The organism is Thauera linaloolentis 47Lol = DSM 12138, assembly GCF_000310205.1.
In the GTDB taxonomy this organism is placed as follows: domain Bacteria; phylum Pseudomonadota; class Gammaproteobacteria; order Burkholderiales; family Rhodocyclaceae; genus Thauera; species Thauera linaloolentis.
Map to the genome: position 1 here is coordinate 14,837 of NZ_AMXE01000008.1, position 17,478 is coordinate 32,314.

18 protein-coding genes and 1 riboswitch are annotated in these 17,478 nt (G+C 67.8%); of the genes, 8 read left to right on the forward strand and 10 right to left on the reverse strand.

The window, feature by feature from the left end; translation table 11 throughout:
• The first annotated feature begins 2 nt into the window (after nucleotides 1-2).
• A complete protein-coding gene (locus C666_RS04085) occupies nucleotides 3-902 on the forward strand; it encodes a DMT family transporter (RefSeq protein WP_004334129.1) in 900 nt (299 codons plus the stop codon).
• Between the two features lie 18 nt (nucleotides 903-920).
• Here the strand turns inward: C666_RS04085 and metF are convergent, their stop codons facing one another.
• From metF to ahcY, 5 genes are all read right to left on the reverse strand, one after another.
• A complete protein-coding gene (gene metF / locus C666_RS04090; RefSeq protein ID WP_004334131.1) occupies nucleotides 921-1,757 on the reverse strand; it encodes a methylenetetrahydrofolate reductase [NAD(P)H] in 837 nt (278 codons plus the stop codon).
• A complete protein-coding gene (locus tag C666_RS04095; protein ID WP_028791895.1) occupies nucleotides 1,754-2,614 on the reverse strand; it encodes a TlyA family RNA methyltransferase in 861 nt (286 codons plus the stop codon). Before C666_RS04095 ends, metF begins: the two co-directional genes overlap by 4 nt.
• 9 nt (nucleotides 2,615-2,623) lie before the next feature.
• Nucleotides 2,624-3,040, reverse strand: coding sequence for a PIN domain-containing protein (locus C666_RS20325; protein WP_004334135.1), 417 nt, complete (start codon nucleotides 3,038-3,040; stop codon nucleotides 2,624-2,626).
• Nucleotides 3,037-3,393, reverse strand: coding sequence for a FitA-like ribbon-helix-helix domain-containing protein (locus C666_RS20330; protein ID WP_004334137.1), 357 nt, complete (start codon nucleotides 3,391-3,393; stop codon nucleotides 3,037-3,039). Before C666_RS20330 ends, C666_RS20325 begins: the two co-directional genes overlap by 4 nt.
• A 109-nt stretch (nucleotides 3,394-3,502) precedes the next feature.
• Nucleotides 3,503-4,912 (reverse strand): adenosylhomocysteinase, encoded by a 1,410-nt coding sequence (gene ahcY, locus C666_RS04110; protein ID WP_004334139.1) that lies wholly within the window; start codon nucleotides 4,910-4,912, stop codon nucleotides 3,503-3,505.
• Between the two features lie 99 nt (nucleotides 4,913-5,011).
• A riboswitch (S-adenosyl-L-homocysteine riboswitch) is annotated at nucleotides 5,012-5,112 on the reverse strand.
• A gap of 237 nt (nucleotides 5,113-5,349) precedes the next feature.
• Between ahcY and C666_RS04115 the strand changes: the two genes are divergently transcribed.
• Nucleotides 5,350-6,984: a methyl-accepting chemotaxis protein gene (locus C666_RS04115; protein ID WP_004334141.1), complete on the forward strand. Its 1,635-nt coding sequence runs from the start codon at nucleotides 5,350-5,352 to the stop codon at nucleotides 6,982-6,984.
• Nucleotides 6,985-7,075: 91 nt separating this feature from the next.
• Here C666_RS04115 and metK read toward each other — a convergent pair whose 3' ends face one another.
• A complete protein-coding gene (gene metK, locus C666_RS04120) occupies nucleotides 7,076-8,239 on the reverse strand; it encodes a methionine adenosyltransferase (RefSeq protein ID WP_004334143.1) in 1,164 nt (387 codons plus the stop codon).
• Nucleotides 8,240-8,549: 310 nt separating this feature from the next.
• Between metK and C666_RS04125 the strand changes: the two genes are divergently transcribed.
• The 6 genes from C666_RS04125 to C666_RS04150 all read left to right on the forward strand — a co-directional run bounded on the left by C666_RS04125 (nucleotide 8,550) and on the right by C666_RS04150 (nucleotide 13,578).
• On the forward strand, nucleotides 8,550-9,401 hold the full coding sequence (locus tag C666_RS04125) for a lysophospholipid acyltransferase family protein (RefSeq protein WP_004334145.1): 852 nt from the start codon (nucleotides 8,550-8,552) through the stop codon (nucleotides 9,399-9,401).
• On the forward strand, nucleotides 9,398-10,270 hold the full coding sequence (locus tag C666_RS04130; RefSeq protein WP_004334148.1) for a lysophospholipid acyltransferase family protein: 873 nt from the start codon (nucleotides 9,398-9,400) through the stop codon (nucleotides 10,268-10,270). Before C666_RS04125 ends, C666_RS04130 begins: the two co-directional genes overlap by 4 nt.
• Before the next feature lie 83 nt (nucleotides 10,271-10,353).
• Nucleotides 10,354-11,187, forward strand: coding sequence for a diaminopimelate epimerase (gene dapF, locus C666_RS04135; protein ID WP_004334150.1), 834 nt, complete (start codon nucleotides 10,354-10,356; stop codon nucleotides 11,185-11,187).
• 89 nt (nucleotides 11,188-11,276) lie between these two features.
• Complete coding sequence (locus C666_RS04140; protein ID WP_004334151.1) at nucleotides 11,277-11,915, forward strand: DUF484 family protein; 639 nt, start codon at nucleotides 11,277-11,279, stop codon at nucleotides 11,913-11,915.
• A 1-nt stretch (nucleotide 11,916) separates the two neighbouring features.
• Entirely contained in the window at nucleotides 11,917-12,858 is a 942-nt protein-coding gene (gene xerC / locus C666_RS04145; RefSeq protein WP_051019869.1) for a tyrosine recombinase XerC, read from the forward strand.
• A 171-nt stretch (nucleotides 12,859-13,029) separates the two neighbouring features.
• Nucleotides 13,030-13,578, forward strand: a complete 549-nt coding sequence (locus C666_RS04150; protein ID WP_028791896.1) for a helix-turn-helix domain-containing protein — start codon at nucleotides 13,030-13,032, stop codon at nucleotides 13,576-13,578.
• A gap of 14 nt (nucleotides 13,579-13,592) precedes the next feature.
• Here the strand turns inward: C666_RS04150 and C666_RS04155 are convergent, their stop codons facing one another.
• From C666_RS04155 to C666_RS04170, 4 genes are all read right to left on the reverse strand, one after another.
• Entirely contained in the window at nucleotides 13,593-13,967 is a 375-nt protein-coding gene (locus C666_RS04155; RefSeq protein ID WP_004334158.1) for a hypothetical protein, read from the reverse strand.
• A 12-nt stretch (nucleotides 13,968-13,979) separates the two neighbouring features.
• The gene (gene ruvB, locus C666_RS04160; RefSeq protein ID WP_004334159.1) at nucleotides 13,980-15,035 is read right to left on the reverse strand and encodes a Holliday junction branch migration DNA helicase RuvB; all 1,056 of its coding nucleotides are present in this window, start codon (nucleotides 15,033-15,035) and stop codon (nucleotides 13,980-13,982) included.
• Nucleotides 15,036-15,044: 9 nt separating this feature from the next.
• A complete protein-coding gene (gene ruvA / locus C666_RS04165; protein ID WP_004334161.1) occupies nucleotides 15,045-15,644 on the reverse strand; it encodes a Holliday junction branch migration protein RuvA in 600 nt (199 codons plus the stop codon).
• Between the two features lie 175 nt (nucleotides 15,645-15,819).
• Nucleotides 15,820-17,361: a GGDEF domain-containing protein gene (locus C666_RS04170; RefSeq protein ID WP_004334162.1), complete on the reverse strand. Its 1,542-nt coding sequence runs from the start codon at nucleotides 17,359-17,361 to the stop codon at nucleotides 15,820-15,822.
• Nucleotides 17,362-17,478: the final 117 nt, after the last annotated feature.

Below are 17,478 nucleotides of genomic sequence, written 5' to 3' on the forward strand. Positions count from 1 at the left end.
CGGTGATCTTGCGCGGTAGTAGCGCCGGGCTCGGCTTCGCGGTGCTGGGCGCGGTGGGTTTTTCGTTCAAGGCGATCCTGGTCAAGCTCGCCTACCGCCATGGCGTCGATGCCGAAACCCTGCTGGCACTGCGCATGGCGTTTTCGCTGCCCTTCTTCCTGGTCATGGGCGTGCTCGCCAGCCGCAGCGCGGCTTCGCCGCTGAGCGGCGGCGACTGGGGCTGGATGGCGGGGCTGGGCTTCTTCGGCTACTACCTCGCCAGTTATCTCGACTTTCTCGGCCTGGACTACATCAGCGCGGCGCTCGAACGGCTGATCCTGTTCAGCTACCCGACCATCGTCATCGTGCTGTCGGCGCTCTTCCTCGGCAAGCGCATCACTGCGCGTACCGTGTGGGCCCTGGCGCTGTGCTATCTGGGCATCGGTTTCGCCGTCGGGCACGACCTGCGGATATCGGGCGAGTTCGGCGACGTTGTGCTCGGCAGCGTGCTCGTGTTCGCCAGCGCGGTGAGCTATGCGCTGTACCTGATGGGCAACGGCCAGGTGGTCGGCCGCCTGGGTTCGGCGCGCGTCACTGCCTTTGCCAGCACTTTCGCCTGTGTGTTCAGCCTGGTGCAGTTCTTCGCGCTGCGGCCGGCGGAGGCGCTGTTCGCGCAGCCCTGGCAGGTGTACGGCCTGTCGCTGGCGATGGCGGTGTTCAGCACCGTGGCGCCGGTGTGGCTGGTGTCGGAGGCGATCCGCCGCCTGGGGGCGGGGCCGGTGTCGCTGACCGGCACGCTGGGGCCGGCGATCACGATCCTGCTCGGCTGGCTGATGCTGGACGAGGCAATCGGCCTCGCCCAGCTGGCCGGTACGGTGATGGTGGTGGCGGGCGTGTTGGTGATGGCGCGCCAGCGCGGCTGAGGCGTGCTGCGGCCGGGGTCAGCGCGCGAGTCCCAGCCGTTTGCAGATCTCGGTGGTCGGGCCGGCCATGTTCATGCTGTAGAAATGCAGGCCGGGCGCGCCCGCGGCGATCAGCTTCTCGCACAGGTGGGTGACGACGTCGAGGCCGAAGGCACGGATCGAGTCGGTATCGTCGCCGTAGCTCTCGAAGGTCTTGCGCATCCAGCGCGGGAGCTCGGCGCCGCAGGCGTCCGAGAAGCGCGCCAGCTTGCTGAAGCTGCCGATCGGCATGATGCCGGGCACGATGGGGATGTCGATGCCCATCCCGCGTACCGTGTCGACGAAATACAAGTAGGCGTCGAGGTTGTAGAAGTACTGCGTGATCGCCGAATTGGCGCCGGCTTCGGCCTTGCGCTTGAAGGCGAGCAGATCGTCCTGCGGGCTGCGCGCCTGCGGGTGCCATTCCGGGTAGGCGGCGACTTCGATCTGGAAGCGGTCGCCGGTTTCCGCGCGGATGAACGCCACCAGTTCGTTGGCATAGCGGAATTCGCCAGGGTCGACCACGCCCGAGGGCAGGTCGCCGCGCAGCGCGACGACGCGGCGGATGCCGGCGCCGATGTATTCCTGCAGGATTTCGCGGATGTTGTCGCGGGTGGAGCCGACGCAGGACAGGTGGGGCGCGGCCTCGAAGCCGGCGGCGGCGATTTCCTTCACCGTGGCGAAGGTGCGCTCGCGCGTCGAACCGCCGGCGCCATAGGTGACGGAGAAGAAGGCCGGCTTCAGCGCCGCCAGCTTGTCGCGCGTGGCGCGCAGCTTCTCTGCGCCCTCGGCCGTGGTGGGTGGGAAAAATTCGATCGAGATTTCGGTGCTGTTCATGGCGTGTCGGGGTGGATGCCGCCGCCCGGTGTGCGGATGGCGTGGAAGAAGAATTCGCGGTTGCCGTCGCCGCCGGTGATCGGCGAGTCGAACCAGTCGAGAAGGGTGAGCCCGGCCGCGTGCGCGGCGGCGCGTAGTTTTGTCTCGACCTCGGCGTACAAGGCGGTATCGCGCACGATGCCGCCCTTGCCGAGGCCTTGCGGGCCGACCTCGAACTGCGGCTTGACCAGCGCCAGCACGTGGCCGTCCGCGGACAGCAAGGCGGGCCACTGCGGCAGCAGCAGCGTCAGTGAGATGAAGCTGGCGTCACACACCAGCAGGTCGAAGCCGCGTGGCGGAAAATGCTCGCCCAGATCGGCAGCGCCGAGCTGGCGGGCATTTATGCCTTCGAGCGTGACGCAGCGCGGCTCCTTGCACAGGCGCGGATGCAACTGGCCGTGGCCGACCTCCACCCCCACCATGCGGTGCGCGCCGGCCTGCAGCAGGCAGTCGGTGAAGCCGCCGGTGGACTGGCCGATGTCGAGGCAGACCGCGCCGCGCACGTCGAGCCCGCTATGTGCGAGCGCACCTTCGAGCTTGAGCGCGCCGCGCGACACGAAGCGGTCGCTGTCGTCCGGCGCCACCTGCAGCCGCGCGGAAGCGGGCAGTTCCTGCGCGGGTTTGGCCACCGGTCGGCCGTCCCAGCTCACCCGCCCGGCTTCGATCAGCGCCCGCGCCGCGGTGCGCGATGGGGCCAGCCCTTGCGTCACCAGCAACTGGTCGGCGCGTGGTTGGCCGTGGCGCGTGGCTGGTGCCCTGGTGGCTCCGGCTGCCTCGCGTGACTGCCCTTGGCGGGCATGGAAGGAGTTCATGGACAAGGTGTTGGCTCAACCGAGAAAAGGGTTGAACACCATCACGCCGTCGTAGTTCTGACCATGCTTGAGGTCTTCACTGATGACGGTGTGGGCGCCCAGGCGGCCGGCGGCGCACAGGATGGCCGCATCCCAATGGCTGAGGTGCCAGCGCTCGCGCAAGGCCAGTGCCTCCAGCACCAGTTCCCGGTCCATGGGCTGCACCGGGCGGTGGCCCGCGAACTGCTCCACCAGGCGGCGCGGCGCATCCGCCGGAAGGCCGTGGCGGGGCTGCCGGGCGTTGGCGTAGAACTCCATCAGCACCTGGGTGGATAGGCCCCAGTCGGTGCTTGCCACCCAATCCCGCGCCAGCGCCCGCCGGCCGGCGTGGTCGGCGGCGAGCGAGGTCGCGTAGATCAGGATGTTGGTATCCAGGAAGTAGTTCGGATTCATCGGCGGTAGGCGGCGTGCCGTTCCTGCACGAGGTGATCGATTTCGCGCGTCAGGCCTCGATCGTTGGCCTGCTCGCGGCTCAGCAGAGGCGCATCGCCCCAATGCGTGCCAGCGACGATGCGATCGAGTTCGGCGAGCAAGTCGTCCGATTCTTCCGCGCGCGCAGGCGCTATCTGCAGGTTTGCACTCGGTTCCGGCGACATTGCTCCGAGCGGGCTGTCCTGAGTCGCCAGCAAGGTTTCCAGCGTGTGCATCAGCTCGCCCTGGATGGAGCGATGGTTGCGCGCGGCCAGCGCCCGCAAGCGTGCGGCAAGCTCGTCGGGCACTTGCTTGATCGTCAAGGTCACGGGCATGAGTTGGCCTCCAATGGTTCCAATATGGTTCCATTTATAGCCCCATTATGGCTGGCGAGGGTGCCGGTATCAAGCTGCCCCGCGGGCATTGCCGCAGGGCAGTCCTGGATCAATAGCGGTAGTGCTCGGGCTTGTACGGCCCTTCCACCGGTACGCCGATGTAGTCGGCCTGGGCCTGGCTCAGCACGGTCAGCTTGGCGCCGATCTTCTTCAGGTGCAGGCGGGCGACCATTTCGTCGAGCTGCTTGGGCAGCACGTAGACGCCGACCGGGTATTCGCCGGTCTTGGTGAACAGCTCGATCTGCGCCAGCGTCTGGTTGGCGAAGGAGTTGCTCATGACGAAGCTGGGGTGGCCGGTGGCGCAGCCCAGGTTCACCAGGCGGCCTTCGGCCAGCAGGATGATGCGCTTGCCGTCCGGGAAGATGATGTGGTCGACCTGCGGCTTGATGTTCTCCCACTCGTACTGGCGCAGGCTGGCGACTTCGATCTCGGAGTCGAAGTGGCCGATGTTGCACACGATGGCGTTGTTCTTCATCGCCGCCATGTGGTCGTGGGCGATCACGCCGACGTTGCCGGTGGTGGTGACGAAGATGTCGCCGAGCGCGGCGGCTTCATCCATGGTGACCACGCGGAAGCCTTCCATCGCCGCCTGCAGCGCGCAGATCGGGTCGATCTCGGTGACCCACACGGTGGCGCCGAGGCCGCGCAGGGACTGCGCGCAGCCCTTGCCCACGTCGCCGTAGCCCAGCACCACGCCGATCTTGCCGGCGATCATCACGTCGGTGGCGCGCTTGATGCCGTCGACCAGCGATTCGCGGCAACCATAGAGGTTGTCGAACTTGGACTTGGTGACCGAGTCGTTGACGTTGATGGCCGGGAACTTGAGTTCGCCCCGGGCGTGCATCTGGTACAGGCGGTGCACGCCGGTGGTGGTTTCCTCGGTGACGCCCTTGATCTGTGCCAGGCGGGTGGAATACCAGGCCGGGTCGGTCTTCAGCTTGGCCTTGATGGAGGCGAACAGCACCTCGGCCTCTTCGCTGTCCGGTTTGTCGAGCACCGACAGATCTTTTTCCGCACGTGCGCCCAGGTGCAGCAGCAGCGTGGCGTCGCCGCCGTCGTCGAGGATCATGTTGCTGTAGCCGCCGTCGCTCCACTCGAAGATGCGGTGGGTGTAGTTCCAGTAGTCCTCCAGCGACTCGCCCTTGACGGCGAACACCGGCACGCCGGAAGCGGCGATGGCGGCGGCGGCGTGGTCCTGGGTGGAGAAAATGTTGCACGAGGCCCAGCGCACCTCGGCGCCGAGCGCGGTCAGCGTCTCGATCAGCACCGCGGTCTGGATGGTCATGTGCAGCGAGCCGGTGATACGCGCGCCCTTGAGCGGCTGCCTGGCCGCGTACTCCTCGCGGATGGCCATCAGGCCGGGCATTTCGGTTTCGGCGATGCGGATTTCCTTGCGGCCCCAGTCGGCGAGCGACAGGTCGGCGACCACGCAATCCTTGGTGTCAGCCACAGCGTTCATGTGATGCTCCGTGCTATGGCCGGGGGGAAGGGGGAAGAACAGTCGGCTCACCCGGCATCCCGAACCCGGCAAGGTTGAGGAAAGAAACGCAAGAGGCGTTTCGGGCGAGCGCCGTTCGAACCGCGGCGGCTTGCCCGCGGGTTTCCGAGCCTGGGGGCCTGGGCTGAATTGCCCGGCGCCTCGCAGCGCTCCTCGGAAGAACTGCAATTATAGCTGGGGATTCGTGGGTTTGCGGCTAGATGTGCGGCAGAGAAGGCAGCTGGGGGCGGGCATTGCATGAAAGGCGCGGAGAGATGTATCGGGCGTGACGCCGTGCCTACAGGTTTTCATCGGATTGCCGATATCTTCGATAAGAATGTGCTTATTTATTTTCCTTATCCATCCTGGGGCGCTGCCGTGGTGGCGGGCCGCCCCGGACCAAGTGCAAGAGAGCGAACATGGCGCTGAAAACACTGTCCGTCCGGTCGCAGCTGGTGTTGCTCGCGGTGGCAACCTGCAGCTTGCTCGTGCTCGCCCTGGGCGGGGCGCTGTGGCAGATGCAGGCGGGAGGCGAGCGCCTGTCCGGCTTCATCGATACCGAACTTGCCGTCGAGCGGGACGTCATGCGCGCCTATGCGAACGGCCTCCAGATGGGGCAGGCGCTGCGCAATATCCTGCTCGACCCGGCCAACCCGAAGGCCTATGAGAATTTCGACGGGGCGAAGAAACTGTTCGACGAGGCGCTCGCCCAGGTCGTGGGGCGGGCACGAGTGCTCGAAGGCGGCGCCGAGGCCGCGGACAGGATGCAGGAGATCGTCCGGCGCTGGGGGCCACTGCAGGCGCGGGTGATCGAGAACGTGCGGGCGGGCGATTCGGCGGCTGCACGGGGGGTGTTGGTGCAGGGTGAAACGCCGGCCTGGCGAGAGATCCGCGCCGAACTGCTGAAGCAGATCGCCCATCTCGAGCAAGTGACGAGCAGCATGCGCACGGAATCGGCGCAGGCGCTGGAGCGTGGCCGCCTGATGGTGGCGGTGCTGGGCGGGATCGCGCTGTTGGTGTGCGTGCTGACATCGGTGTCCGTGACCCGTAGCCTGCTCGGGCGTTTGGGCGGCGAGCCGGCCTATGCGGCGGCGGTCGCGCGTCGTATTGCCGATGGCGACCTGCAGCAGCCGGTCGTGGTCGAGGGGGGCGATGCGCGCAGCCTGCTCGTCGCGATGCGGGACATGCAGGCGGGGCTGGAGGCGATCATACGCGGCATCCGCGCCGATGCCGGCCGGCTCGTGAGCGCGGCGGAGGCGCTGCGCAGCAATGAGGAAAAGGTTGCCGCGGCATCGCTGGCGCAGACCGACGCGGCACAGGCGATTGCCGCGTCGGTCGAGCAACTGAGCACCAGCATTTCCGTGGTGGCCGAGCATGCCGGGGATGCCGATCGCCTCAGCGGCGACTCGGAGGGGCAGGTCAGGGCCAGCGTCGCGGTCATCAATCAGGCGGTGGCGACGATCGGCCAGGTCGCGCAGCGCATGAGCGCCTCCGCTGCGGTCGTGGCGGACCTGGGCGTCAGCGCGGACAGCATCTCCAGCATCGCGCAGGTCATCGAGGGGGTTGCGGAGCAGACCAACCTGCTGGCGCTGAATGCCGCGATCGAGGCGGCGCGGGCCGGCGAGCAGGGGCGGGGCTTTGCCGTGGTTGCCGACGAAGTGCGCAAGCTCGCCGAGCGCACCCGCCAGTCGACGCACGAGATCAACGCGATGATCGAGCGTGTGCAGGTCAATGCGCGCCAGGCGGTGGAAACGATGGAGGACGGCCGCAGGTTGGCCGGGCAGGGCGCTGAAAGCGCCGAGCAGGCGCGCGTCGCGGTCGCCGCGCTGGAGGGAGGCGCCACGCAGGTGCGCGAAGTCGTCGGCTCGATCGACACGGCCTTGGCCGAGCAGCGCCAGGCCAGTACCGAGATTGCCCGCAGCGTCGAGCACATCGCGCGCATGAGCGAGGAAAGCCATGGCGCGACGCGGGATTCGCTGCAGTGCGCTGGGGAACTGACGCAGCTTGCCGACGCGCTCGAGCAGGCGGTACGCCGCTTCCGCGTATCGGCCTGAAGACCGCGCTGGAGGCTCGGCCGGCGCAGAAAAAAGCGCCCCCGGCCGTTATGGCGGGGGGCGCGTGTCGTGCCCGGGGTGGGCCGCTGGATCAGAGCCCGGCGTCGGCCCTCAGCGCCGCGGCCTTGTCGGTCCGCTCCCAGCTGAATTCCGGTTCGTCGCGGCCGAAGTGGCCGTAGGCGGCGGTCTTGGAGTAGATCGGACGCAGCAGGTCGAGCGTCTGGATGATGGCTTTCGGACGCAGGTCGAAGTGTTTTCCGACCAGTGCCACGATCTTCTCGTCGGCGACCTTGCCGGTGCCGAAGGTGTTGACCATCAGCGACACCGGGCGGGCCACGCCGATGGCGTAGGCGACCTGAACTTCGCAGCGGTCGGCGAGGCCTGCGGCGACGATGTTCTTCGCCACGTAGCGGCCGGCGTAGGCCGCCGAGCGGTCGACCTTGGAGGGGTCCTTGCCCGAGAAAGCGCCGCCGCCGTGGTGAGCCGCGCCGCCGTAGGTGTCGACGATGATCTTGCGCCCCGTCAGGCCGCAGTCGCCGTGCGGGCCGCCGACCACGAAGCGGCCGGTGGGGTTGACCAGGTAGCGCACCTTGCCCTGGATCAGTTCCTTGGGCAGTACCGGCTTGACGATGTGCTCGACCACTGCTTCGTGGATCTGGGACTGCGTGACGTCCGGGTCATGCTGGGTGGAGACGACCACGGTGTCGATCGCGACCGGCTTGCCATCGACGTACTTCACCGTGATCTGGCTCTTGGCGTCCGGCCGCAGCCACGGCAGCCGCCCGTCCTTGCGCACTTCGGCCTGGCGCTGCATGATGCGGTGCGCATAGTGAATCGGCAGCGGCATCAGGCTGGGAGTCTCGCTCGTGGCGTAACCGAACATGATGCCCTGGTCGCCGGCGCCCTGGTCGAGCGGGTCGTCGTTGGCGTTGTTGACGCCCTGGGCGATGTCGGGCGACTGGCGGTTGATCGCCGCCAGCACGGCGCAGCTCTTGTAGTCGAAGCCGATGTCGGAGTTGTCGTAGCCGATGCGGCGGATGACGTCCTGCGCGATCTCGCGGTAGTTGGGGTGGGCGGTGGTGGTGATTTCGCCCGAGATCACCACCAGGCCGGTCGAGACAAGGGTTTCGCAGGCGACGCGCGCCTTCGGGTCTTCGGCCAGGATGGCGTCGAGCACGCTGTCGGATACCTGGTCCGCGACCTTGTCCGGATGGCCTTCGGAAACGGACTCGGACGTAAACAGAAATTCAGCCATGTTGTTTGCTCCAGAAACAAAAAATCCCCGATCAGCCAATGACTTGCGTCTGCGGCCAGCTCCGGGGATCTTGTCGGGCAGCCGACGCTTTAGCAGTATTTCTGCGCGCTTCGGCAGATGCGCGCACCCGCCCTGCAAGTTGTCGATTTAACTCGGCGGAGTGGCTGGATTATAGACCGGGATCGCCGGGTGTGTAAGCATTCGAGGCTGGGCGCAACGTGATCGATTGCGCAAGCCTTGGCGCGGGGCGGCTTCGCCGCTGCGTTTTCTTCCTCTGTTTCTGCACACCTGTCCTGGGTCCGATTCCGACGTGCTGGTCGATCTTTCGTTTCGTCTCCTGTCTCGCCTGCCGTTGTCCTGGTTGCACCGCCTGGGCGGCTGGGCCGGCTGGCTGGTCTATCACGCCTCGCCCTCGTATGCGCGGCGCCTGCGCGCCAACCTGTTCAATGCGCTCGGCCGCGAGGATGACGCGGTGCTGCGTGCCGCGATCGCCGAAGCCGGCCGCCAGGCACTGGAGCTGCCGTGGATCTGGCTGCGTCCGGCCGATGAAGTGGTGGCCAGCGCGGTACGCACCGAGGGCTGGGAACTGGTCGAGCAGGCGCGCGCGGAAGGTGCCGGCATCCTGTTCATCACGCCGCACCTGGGCTGTTTCGAGATCACCGCGCAGTGCATCGCGGCAAGGATACCGATCACCGTGCTCTACCGCCCGCCGCGCAAATCCGCGCTGCAGCCGCTGATGGAGGCGGGCAGGGCGCGCGGCCAGATGCGCACCGCGCCGGCCGACCTGTCGGGCGTGCGCAAGCTGGTGAAGACGCTGCGCGGCCACGAGGCGGTGGGCATGCTGCCCGACCAGGTGCCGGGCGAGGGCGAAGGCGTGTGGACACCCTTTTTCGGCAAGCCCGCGTGGACGATGACGCTGGCGGCGCGGCTGGCCGCGGTAAAGGGCGTGCGCGTGATCTACACCTGGGCCGAGCGCCTGCCGCGCGGCGAGGGCTACCTGTTCCGCCTGCAGGCGCCGACCGAGGCGCTGAGCGGCGAGCTGGAGACGGATGTGGCGATCATCAACCGCGAGGTGGAGCGCATCATCCTGCAATGCCCGCAGCAATACCTGTGGGGCTACAACCGCTACAAGCAGCCGCGGGGCGGGGAGGCGGGCCAATGAGCCGTCTTGCCATCGGTTTGTTCTGGCTGTTGCACTGGCTGCCGCTGACGGTGCTGTCGCGCATCGGCGAGGCGTTCGGCCTGCTGCTCTACGTGTTCGTGGTGCCGCGGCGCAAGGTGGTGCTGATCAACCTGCGGCTGTGCTTTCCCGAACTGTCCGAAGCCGAACGCCGCGCACTGGCGCGGCGCCACTTTGCCGCCAATGGGCGCAGCGTGCTCGAACGCGGCCTGGCGTGGTGGGCCGGCCCCGCGCGCCTGCGCCGGCTGGTGCGCATCGAAGGGCTCGACCGCCTGCAGGCGCTGAAGGCGGCGGGCACGCCGGTGATCCTGCTCACGCCGCATTTCGTCGGCCTCGACATGGCTGGCACGCGCTTGTCGATGGAAGGCGATTTCGTCAGCGTCTACGCGCCGCAGAAGAACAAGGTCTTCGACCGCTGGCTGCACCATGGCCGCAGCCGCTTCAACGATCAGTTGCTGCTCGCGCGCACCGACGGCGTGCGCGCCACCGTGAAGGCGATGAAGTCCGGCCGCCCGCTGTACTACCTGCCCGACCTCGACTATGGCCGCAAGGAATCCATCTTCGTGCCCTTCTTCGGCGTGCAGACCGCCACCATCACCGGCCTGCCGCGGCTGGCGCGGCTGGCGGGCGCGGCCGTGATGCCCAGCGTGGTGCGCATGCTGCCTGGCGGCGGGGGCTACGTGCTGGAACTCGGCGAGCCCTGGGCGGGTTATCCATCGGACGACGTCGAGGCCGATACCCGGCGCATGAATGCCTGGCTCGAAGGCGTGGTGCGCACCATGCCCGAGCAGTATTACTGGGTGCATCGCCGCTTCAAGACCCGCCCCGAGGGCGAGCCGCGTATCTATTGATGTCCCGCTGTGGACGCTGGTCGGAGGGTGAAGGACAATCGCGGCTCGCGGACGGCGTGCGTCCGTCCTGCCATGGAATTGCGATGAAACTGCGCTTCACCAAGATGCACGGCCTCGGCAACGACTTCGTCGTCATCGACGCGACCCGTGCGCCGGTCGAACTCACGCCCGCGCGCGTCGAGGCGATCGCCGACCGCCATTTCGGCGTTGGCTGCGACCAGTTGCTGGTGGTCGAGCCGGCGACGCAGGCGGGGGTCGATTTCCGCTATCGCATCTTCAATGCCGATGGCGGCGAAGTGGAGCAGTGCGGCAATGGCGCACGCTGCTTCGTCCGCTTCGTGCACGACAAAGGCCTGAGCGAAAAGCGCGAGCTCCGCGTCGAGACGTGCTCGGGCATCATCGCCCCGCGCCTGCGCGACGATGGCCTGGTGACCGTAGACATGGGCGTGCCCGAACTGGCGCCGGCCAGGATCCCCTTCGTCTCCGATTCCGATGCCGTCGTGCAACCCCTGCAGGTGGGCGGGGACACGCTGGCGATCACCGCGGTGTCGATGGGCAACCCGCATGCGGTGCAGGTCGTGGCCGACGTCGATGCCGCGCCGGTGGCCGGGCAGGGGGCGCTGATCGAGCGCCATGCGCGCTTTCCGGCGCGGGTCAATGCCGGCTTCATGCAAGTGGTGGATTCGCACCATGTGCGTCTGCGCGTGTTCGAACGCGGCGCGGGCGAGACACTGGCCTGCGGCACGGGCGCCTGCGCCGCGGTGGTCGCCGGCATCCTGCGCGGGCTGGTGGAGTCGCCGGTACGGGTCGACACCCGTGGCGGCGAACTCGAGATCGCCTGGGCCGGGCCGGGGGCGCCGGTGCTGATGACCGGACCCGCAGTGACCGTTTTCGAGGGCGAGGTGGAGCTTGATTGACGGCGCGGCCGACGGCCCGCCGGCATCCTGGTTGCCGCCCGCCGAACCGTTGATGCCGGGCGGCCTTGGCGCCCGGCCGGAGTGATGACATGAATGCCGACGACGTCGCCCGCTATCTGCGCGACAACCCCGATTTCCTCGTGCAGCACGGCGAGTTATTCACCCGGCTCACCGTGCCGCACCCGCAGCACGGCGGCCAGGCCATCTCGCTCGCCGAGCGCCAGCTCCATGCGCTGCGCGACAAGATCCGCCAGCTCGAGTTGAAGCTTGCCGAGCTGATCCGCTTCGGCGAAGAGAACGACGACATCAGCACCAAGGTGCATCGCCTCGCCGCCGCGCTGATCGAGGCCGGCGGCGCGGATGCCGTCCGTCGTGTGCTGGTCGGCAGTCTGCAGGAAGACTTCTCGGTGCCGCACGTCGCGCTCGAAACCTGGGGGCTGCCGGGCGATGCCTCGCATCTCGGCGAGGCGCTCCGCCGCCAGCTCGATGCGCTGCGCAATCCTTATTGCGGCGCGCCCGAGAACATCGAACTGCTGGCCTGCTTCGGCGAGGTGGCGCCGCACGTGCGCTCCGTCGCGCTGATTCCGCTGCGGCGCCAGGGCGCTGCTTTCGGCGTGCTGGCGCTGGGCAGTGCCGAGGCCGAACGCTTCTATGCCGATATGGGGACGCTCTACCTCGGGCGCATCGGCGAACTGGCGGCGGCGGCGCTGTCCACCTCCCGCGCTTGAGATGAATGCGGCTCGGGGCGTGAAGCCGGCGGCTGTGCCCGACCCCGAGGCGGCAGCGGTCCCCTTGCCGCCCGAGGCCGAAGCCTGGCTGGGCTGGCTCGCCAGCCAGCGCCGCGCCGCAGGGCTGACCCTGCAGGCTTACCGCCGCGACCTCCAGGCCCTGCTGCGCCTCGCCGACGGCCGAGGGCTCGCGACGCTGGCGCCGCACGACATCCGCCGCTTTGTCGGGCGCCTGCACGGGGAAGGCTTGTCCGGGCGCTCGATCGCGCGCCACCTCAGCGCCTGGCGGGGGTTCTACCGCTGGCTGGTGCGCCACCAGGGCCTGGCGGCCAATCCGGTGGATGGCATCCGGGCGCCGAAGTCGGCCGTCACGCTGCCACGCGCGCTGTCGCCCGACCAGGCGCAGGCCCTGCTCGAGGGCGAGGCCGAAGGGCTGCTCGAAATGCGCGATCTGGCGATGTTCGAGCTGTTTTATTCGTCGGGCCTGCGCCTTGCCGAGCTGGCCGCGCTCGATGTCGGTGGCGGCCTCGATCTGGCCGAGGCGATGGTGACGGTGACCGGCAAGCGCCAGCGCCAGCGCAGCGTACCGGTGGGCGGCAAGGCGCTGGATGCCCTGCGTGCATGGCTGGCGGCGCGGGAGCAGATGGCGCCGGCGGATGAACGCGCCGTTTTCGTGTCGCGCACGGGCACGCGCCTGTCGCCGGCCGGAATCCGCAGCCGGCTCGCGCTCCGCGCCAGGCAGATCGGCCTTGGCGTCCATGTCCACCCGCACATGCTGCGGCACAGCTTTGCCAGCCATCTGCTGCAATCGAGCGGCGATCTGCGCGCCGTTCAGGAATTGCTCGGGCATGCCAGCATCCGCAGTACGCAGGTCTATACACACCTCGATTTCCAGCACCTTTCGCAGGTCTACGACAAGACCCACCCGCGCGCGCGCAAGTGAATGTCAATTGCCGCGATTTTGCCCACATTGGGCATTTTTGCGTATGTTGCCGGTAAAGCGCTGAGTTATGCTCCGCGTGTTGTATGACGTTCATGGATATTCAATTCATGAATATTCACTATAAGAATAGTGCACGGCCAACCCGGAGAGGATGGCCGGCTCCGGGAAGTCATGTCAAATAAAGCCAGCCCCAAGGCGGTATCCAGCAGGGAGGGTGCAGTCGAGGGTGGGAAGCGGACTTCGGCGTCTTCCCATTGCGCAACGCGCGCGGTCGCGCTGCTGCTCGTCCGTCACCAGATCCGCAATTTGCGCCGCTGGTTCGAAGAGTTCGATCGCGACATCCTGTTGCCGATCCTGCTTGGCGAAATCGCGCTGCACAACATCGGTGTATTCGAGAACGGCAATACGCCGGCCGCCGTCGCGGACATGCCGTCCGGCCGGACGCCTATCTCGGCCGACATGTCGATGCCCGAAACCTGTAGCCTTCGTCCATGCAACGCCTATTCCATCGCGGCAGCCACCGATCTGCCGCGCGAAACCGTAAGGCGCAAGATCGCCCGCCTGGTCGAGCTGGGGTGGGTGACACGCCGTGACAACGGCCATCTGTTCGTCACCGAGGCCGCGATCGAGCATTTCGGCTCGGTGCTGAGTTCGCGCGAGCTGACCGAATTGATCGACGCCGCCGACCGCGCCCGCAAGCTGATGCCCGAATACGGCTGAATCCGGGCACGTGCTCAGGGGGCTGGAGAGGCCTGGGGGAGCGCGGCGGCCGATGGTGGCGCGCGATATTCCGGATTCGCACCCGGCTCGGCCTGCCACAGGGCGCCGCCGAGCAGCGCCAGCGCCAGCAGCAGGATGGCGGAATAGCGGCGCTGGCCGGCCGTGTCGGGCAGCCTGCGCTCCGCGCTGTAATACATCGCCCGCAGGTACTGCCCGCCCGCCGCGGCGAGTGCCAGCAGGCCGGCGCCCAGCAGGCGTGAGGATGCCGCGTCGAACTGCAGGCCGATGGCGGGATCGCGGCCGGGCATGAAGAAGGCCGGCGCCTGTGTCAGCAGAAACAGCCCGCCGAGCACGCACAGCATGAACATCACCGTCTGCAGCGAGCGCATCCGGGGCCGTGCTCAGGTGCCGAAGAGGCCGCCGCCCGCGCGCGGCGGCGCCAGTCCGAAGTGCTGCCAGATCGAGTGTGTCGCCATGCGCCCGCGCGGCGTGCGCTGCAGATACCCCTGCTGGATCAGGTAGGGCTCGATGACGTCCTCGATGGTGTCGGTGGATTCGCCGATCGCCGCCGCGATGTTGTCGAGGCCGACCGGGCCGCCGCCGAACTTCTCCAGCATCGCCGACAGCAGCTTGCGGTCCATCAGGTCGAGGCCGAGGGTGTCGACGTCGAGCATGCGCAGCGCGGCGTCGGCCACAGCGGCGGTGATCCGGCCGCCTGCCTTCACCTCGGCATAGTCGCGCACGCGGCGCAGCAGGCGGTTGGCGATGCGCGGCGTGCCGCGCGCGCGGCGGGCGATTTCCAGTGCGCCCTGGTCGTCGATCTCGACGTTGAGCAGGCGCGCCGAACGGCTGACGATGAAGCCGAGTTCTTCCGGCGTGTAGAACTCCAGCCGCGACACGATGCCGAAGCGGTCGCGCAGCGGGTTGGTGAGCATGCCGGCGCGGGTGGTGGCGCCGACCAGGGTGAAGGGCGGCAGGTCGAGCTTGACCGAGCGCGCCGCCGGGCCCTCGCCGATCATGATGTCGATCTGGAAGTCTTCCAGCGCCGGGTAGAGGATTTCCTCGACCACGGGCGACAGGCGATGGATTTCGTCGATGAACAGCACGTCGTGCGGTTCGAGGTTGGTCAGCAGCGCGGCCAGGTCGCCGGCGCGTTCCAGCACCGGGCCGGACGTCTGGCGCAGGTTGACGCCCATCTCGGCGGCGACGATGTGGGCCAGCGTGGTCTTGCCCAGGCCGGGCGGGCCGAACAGCAGTACGTGGTCCAGCGCCTCGCTGCGGCGGCGCGCGGCCTGGATGAAGATTTCGAGCTGCTCGCGGATCTTGGCCTGGCCGACGTATTCGGCCAGGCGCTTGGGGCGCAGCGCGCGTTCGATCGCGTCTTCCTGGCGGTCGGCGGGTTGGGCGGAGATCAGGCGCTCGGGGCTTCCGGCGCGCAGCTTGTCTGTCTCGATCATGGCGGCAGTTTAGCCCCTGGACAGCAGTTTCAGTGCCTGGCGGATGCCCTCGGACACGCTGGCGCCTTCGTCCAGGCCCTTCATCGCGCCCAGCGCCTCGCGCTCGTTGTAGCCCAGCGCCAGCAGCGCGTTGAGGATGTCGCTGCGGGTGTCGGGCACCGCGCCGGGCGCGGCGGCGAGGCGGGTGCCGGCCATGCTCGGCAGCGCCTTGCCGAGCTTGTCGCGCAGTTCCAGCAGCAGGCGCTCGGCGGTCTTCTTGCCGATGCCGGGAATCTTCACCAGCCGGCCGGCCTCCTGCAGCGCGACTGCCTGCGCGAGGTCGTTGACCGACAGCCCCGACAGCACCGCCAGTGCCATGCGCGCGCCGACGCCCGATACCTTCAGCAACTGGCGGAAGGCGGCGCGTTCCTCGTCGGTGGCGAAGCCGAACAGGAAGTGGCCGTCCTCGCGCACCACGTGGTGCGTGTAGAGGCTGAGCTGGGCGCCGGTGGCCGGCAGGCCGTAGAAGGTGCTCATCGGCACGTCGACCTCGTAGCCGACGCCATGCACGTCGACGAGGATCTGGGGCGGGTTCTTTTCGAGCAGGGTGCCGGTGAGGCGTCCGATCATGATCGTGGTTCCAGACTGGGCGGAAGGAAGCAGGTGAGGACGCGCAAGTCTAGCAGCGGCGCCCGCGGATTCCCGGTTTCATGGGTGGAAATCCATACAGTCCGGCGTGAGGGGTGTGAAAACCGTGGTTGGTCCCCTCTCCCGCCATTTGAAAAGCGCTTGAACCGGACGCTTCCTACCCAGCCTGTTGTGCCCGCCGCGCCTGCTTGTCGGCATACATCAGGCGATCGGCATCCTTGAGCGCGGTTTGCGGCGACGTGACGGATGGATCGAGGGTGACGATGCCAAAGCTCGCACCTAGATAGTCGAAGCTGCATTCGTCAAAGGCATAGGTGCCGGTCAGCAGCGGCGCCAGTCGGTCGCGCATCGCATCGACCGCCGCATCCGGGTCATCGGCCTGGGGCTCGGCCACCAGCCCGATCACGACGAATTCGTCGCCGCCCAGGCGGCCCAGCATGTCGCCCGCCCGCAGGCCGGCCGACATGCGACGGCCCGCCTCGATCAGGAATTCGTCGCCGACCTCATGGCCGTAGGTGTCGTTGATCGCCTTGAATCCATCCAGGTCGATGAACGCCACCAGCACCCACTGCCGAGTCCGCTTCGCCAGAGCGAACAGCCGGCTCAGTTCCGTCAGCACCGCGCGTCGATTCGGCAGACCGGTCAATGCGTCATGGTTGGCCGCATGCCGTTCATCCTGGCGGCGCCGCATCATCTGCCCGGCCGCGTGGCCGGAGAGCAGGATCACGACCAGACCGACCGCTGCCGCCAGCAGCGCCATGCCAAGGTGCTGCTTGCGCATCGGCTGCAGATGGTCGAGCGCAGCCAGCGTGAGCAACTGGTATTGCGTATTGGACAGCGGCTGGCGTTGCAGCAAATGGGGCTGGCCGTCGATGAGCCAAGGACCGGCCCCATCCGGATCCGCCAGCACGCGGATATCCATGGGTTCGCCCGGACCCTCGTCTCCGTCCGAAGGCCATACGGCGCCTGGCGGCAAAAGTGCCGCCACGTTGCGCAGCATGAAGGGTGGGGACGAGGAGGTGGTCACGCGCCCCTGGCGGTTCACGATCAGCGTGATGTGCCGGCCCGTCAGGTAGCGCGCCATTTCCGGCGCGTCGAACTTCACCGTGACGGAACCCTGGGGCACGCCGTCGGCGTCTTCGATGCGGCTGGCGACGAAGTAGGAGGGCGTTCTGTTCAGACGGGCGATACCGAACGAATGGCCGTTGCCGCTTCGCAATGCGTCGATGAGGTAGGGCCTGCCCGAGTAGATCATGCCCACGATGCTGTCGGGCTCGGCCCAGTTGCTGGCCGTCACGGTGTCGTCCGACAGATTGTTCATGTAGATGCGGGCGTAGCTCAGATCGCCGGACAGCGCGTTCATGAAATCGCCTACCGTGCGTACCAGTGGATCGCGGGTGAACCGTGCGGCGCGCTGCTGGCGCGTCAGCCCGGCAGCGTCGGGCGGGTCGGTGCGATACCGGGTGGCGAGCTGGATCACCTGGCCCTGGCGCGCCACCATGTTGGCGACGCTGAGCATCTCGGTGAACAGCCGGTCCACGACACGCGCGGTGGTTTCGGCCTCGTATTCGGCGTGGGCCGCCAGATCGCTCAGCTCCGCGGCGACGATCCGCTGCGATGTCCACCACCCCAGGCCAGCCACCAGGCCCAGCCAGACCACGACCGCGCCCAGTGTCACCGTAGGCGCGATCGGCGGCATCTGCCATCTCTTGAGCGTTCGATCATGATCGTGTTTCCGGGCGGAGTGCGTGGGATGCGCAAGTCTAGCAGCGCGCCTGCCGAAGCCCGCCTTCATGGGTGAAGACTCATGCAGCCT

Excerpts from the sequence above, each read along its gene's own strand:
- metF (WP_004334131.1), bottom strand. The coding sequence starts at position 1,757 with ATGAACAGCACCGAAATCTCGATCGAATTTTTCCCACCCACCACGGCC.
- C666_RS20325 (WP_004334135.1), bottom strand. The coding sequence starts at position 3,040 with ATGAATCCGAACTACTTCCTGGATACCAACATCCTGATCTACGCGACC.
- C666_RS20330 (WP_004334137.1), bottom strand. The coding sequence starts at position 3,393 with ATGCCCGTGACCTTGACGATCAAGCAAGTGCCCGACGAGCTTGCCGCA.
- ahcY (WP_004334139.1), bottom strand. The coding sequence starts at position 4,912 with ATGAACGCTGTGGCTGACACCAAGGATTGCGTGGTCGCCGACCTGTCG.
- C666_RS04115 (WP_004334141.1), top strand. The coding sequence starts at position 5,350 with ATGGCGCTGAAAACACTGTCCGTCCGGTCGCAGCTGGTGTTGCTCGCG.
- metK (WP_004334143.1), bottom strand. The coding sequence starts at position 8,239 with ATGGCTGAATTTCTGTTTACGTCCGAGTCCGTTTCCGAAGGCCATCCG.
- C666_RS04130 (WP_004334148.1), top strand. The coding sequence starts at position 9,398 with ATGAGCCGTCTTGCCATCGGTTTGTTCTGGCTGTTGCACTGGCTGCCG.
- dapF (WP_004334150.1), top strand. The coding sequence starts at position 10,354 with ATGAAACTGCGCTTCACCAAGATGCACGGCCTCGGCAACGACTTCGTC.
- C666_RS04140 (WP_004334151.1), top strand. The coding sequence starts at position 11,277 with ATGAATGCCGACGACGTCGCCCGCTATCTGCGCGACAACCCCGATTTC.
- xerC (WP_051019869.1), top strand. The coding sequence starts at position 11,917 with ATGAATGCGGCTCGGGGCGTGAAGCCGGCGGCTGTGCCCGACCCCGAG.
- C666_RS04150 (WP_028791896.1), top strand. The coding sequence starts at position 13,030 with ATGTCAAATAAAGCCAGCCCCAAGGCGGTATCCAGCAGGGAGGGTGCA.
- C666_RS04155 (WP_004334158.1), bottom strand. The coding sequence starts at position 13,967 with ATGCGCTCGCTGCAGACGGTGATGTTCATGCTGTGCGTGCTCGGCGGG.
- ruvB (WP_004334159.1), bottom strand. The coding sequence starts at position 15,035 with ATGATCGAGACAGACAAGCTGCGCGCCGGAAGCCCCGAGCGCCTGATC.
- ruvA (WP_004334161.1), bottom strand. The coding sequence starts at position 15,644 with ATGATCGGACGCCTCACCGGCACCCTGCTCGAAAAGAACCCGCCCCAG.
- C666_RS04170 (WP_004334162.1), bottom strand. The coding sequence starts at position 17,361 with ATGCCGCCGATCGCGCCTACGGTGACACTGGGCGCGGTCGTGGTCTGG.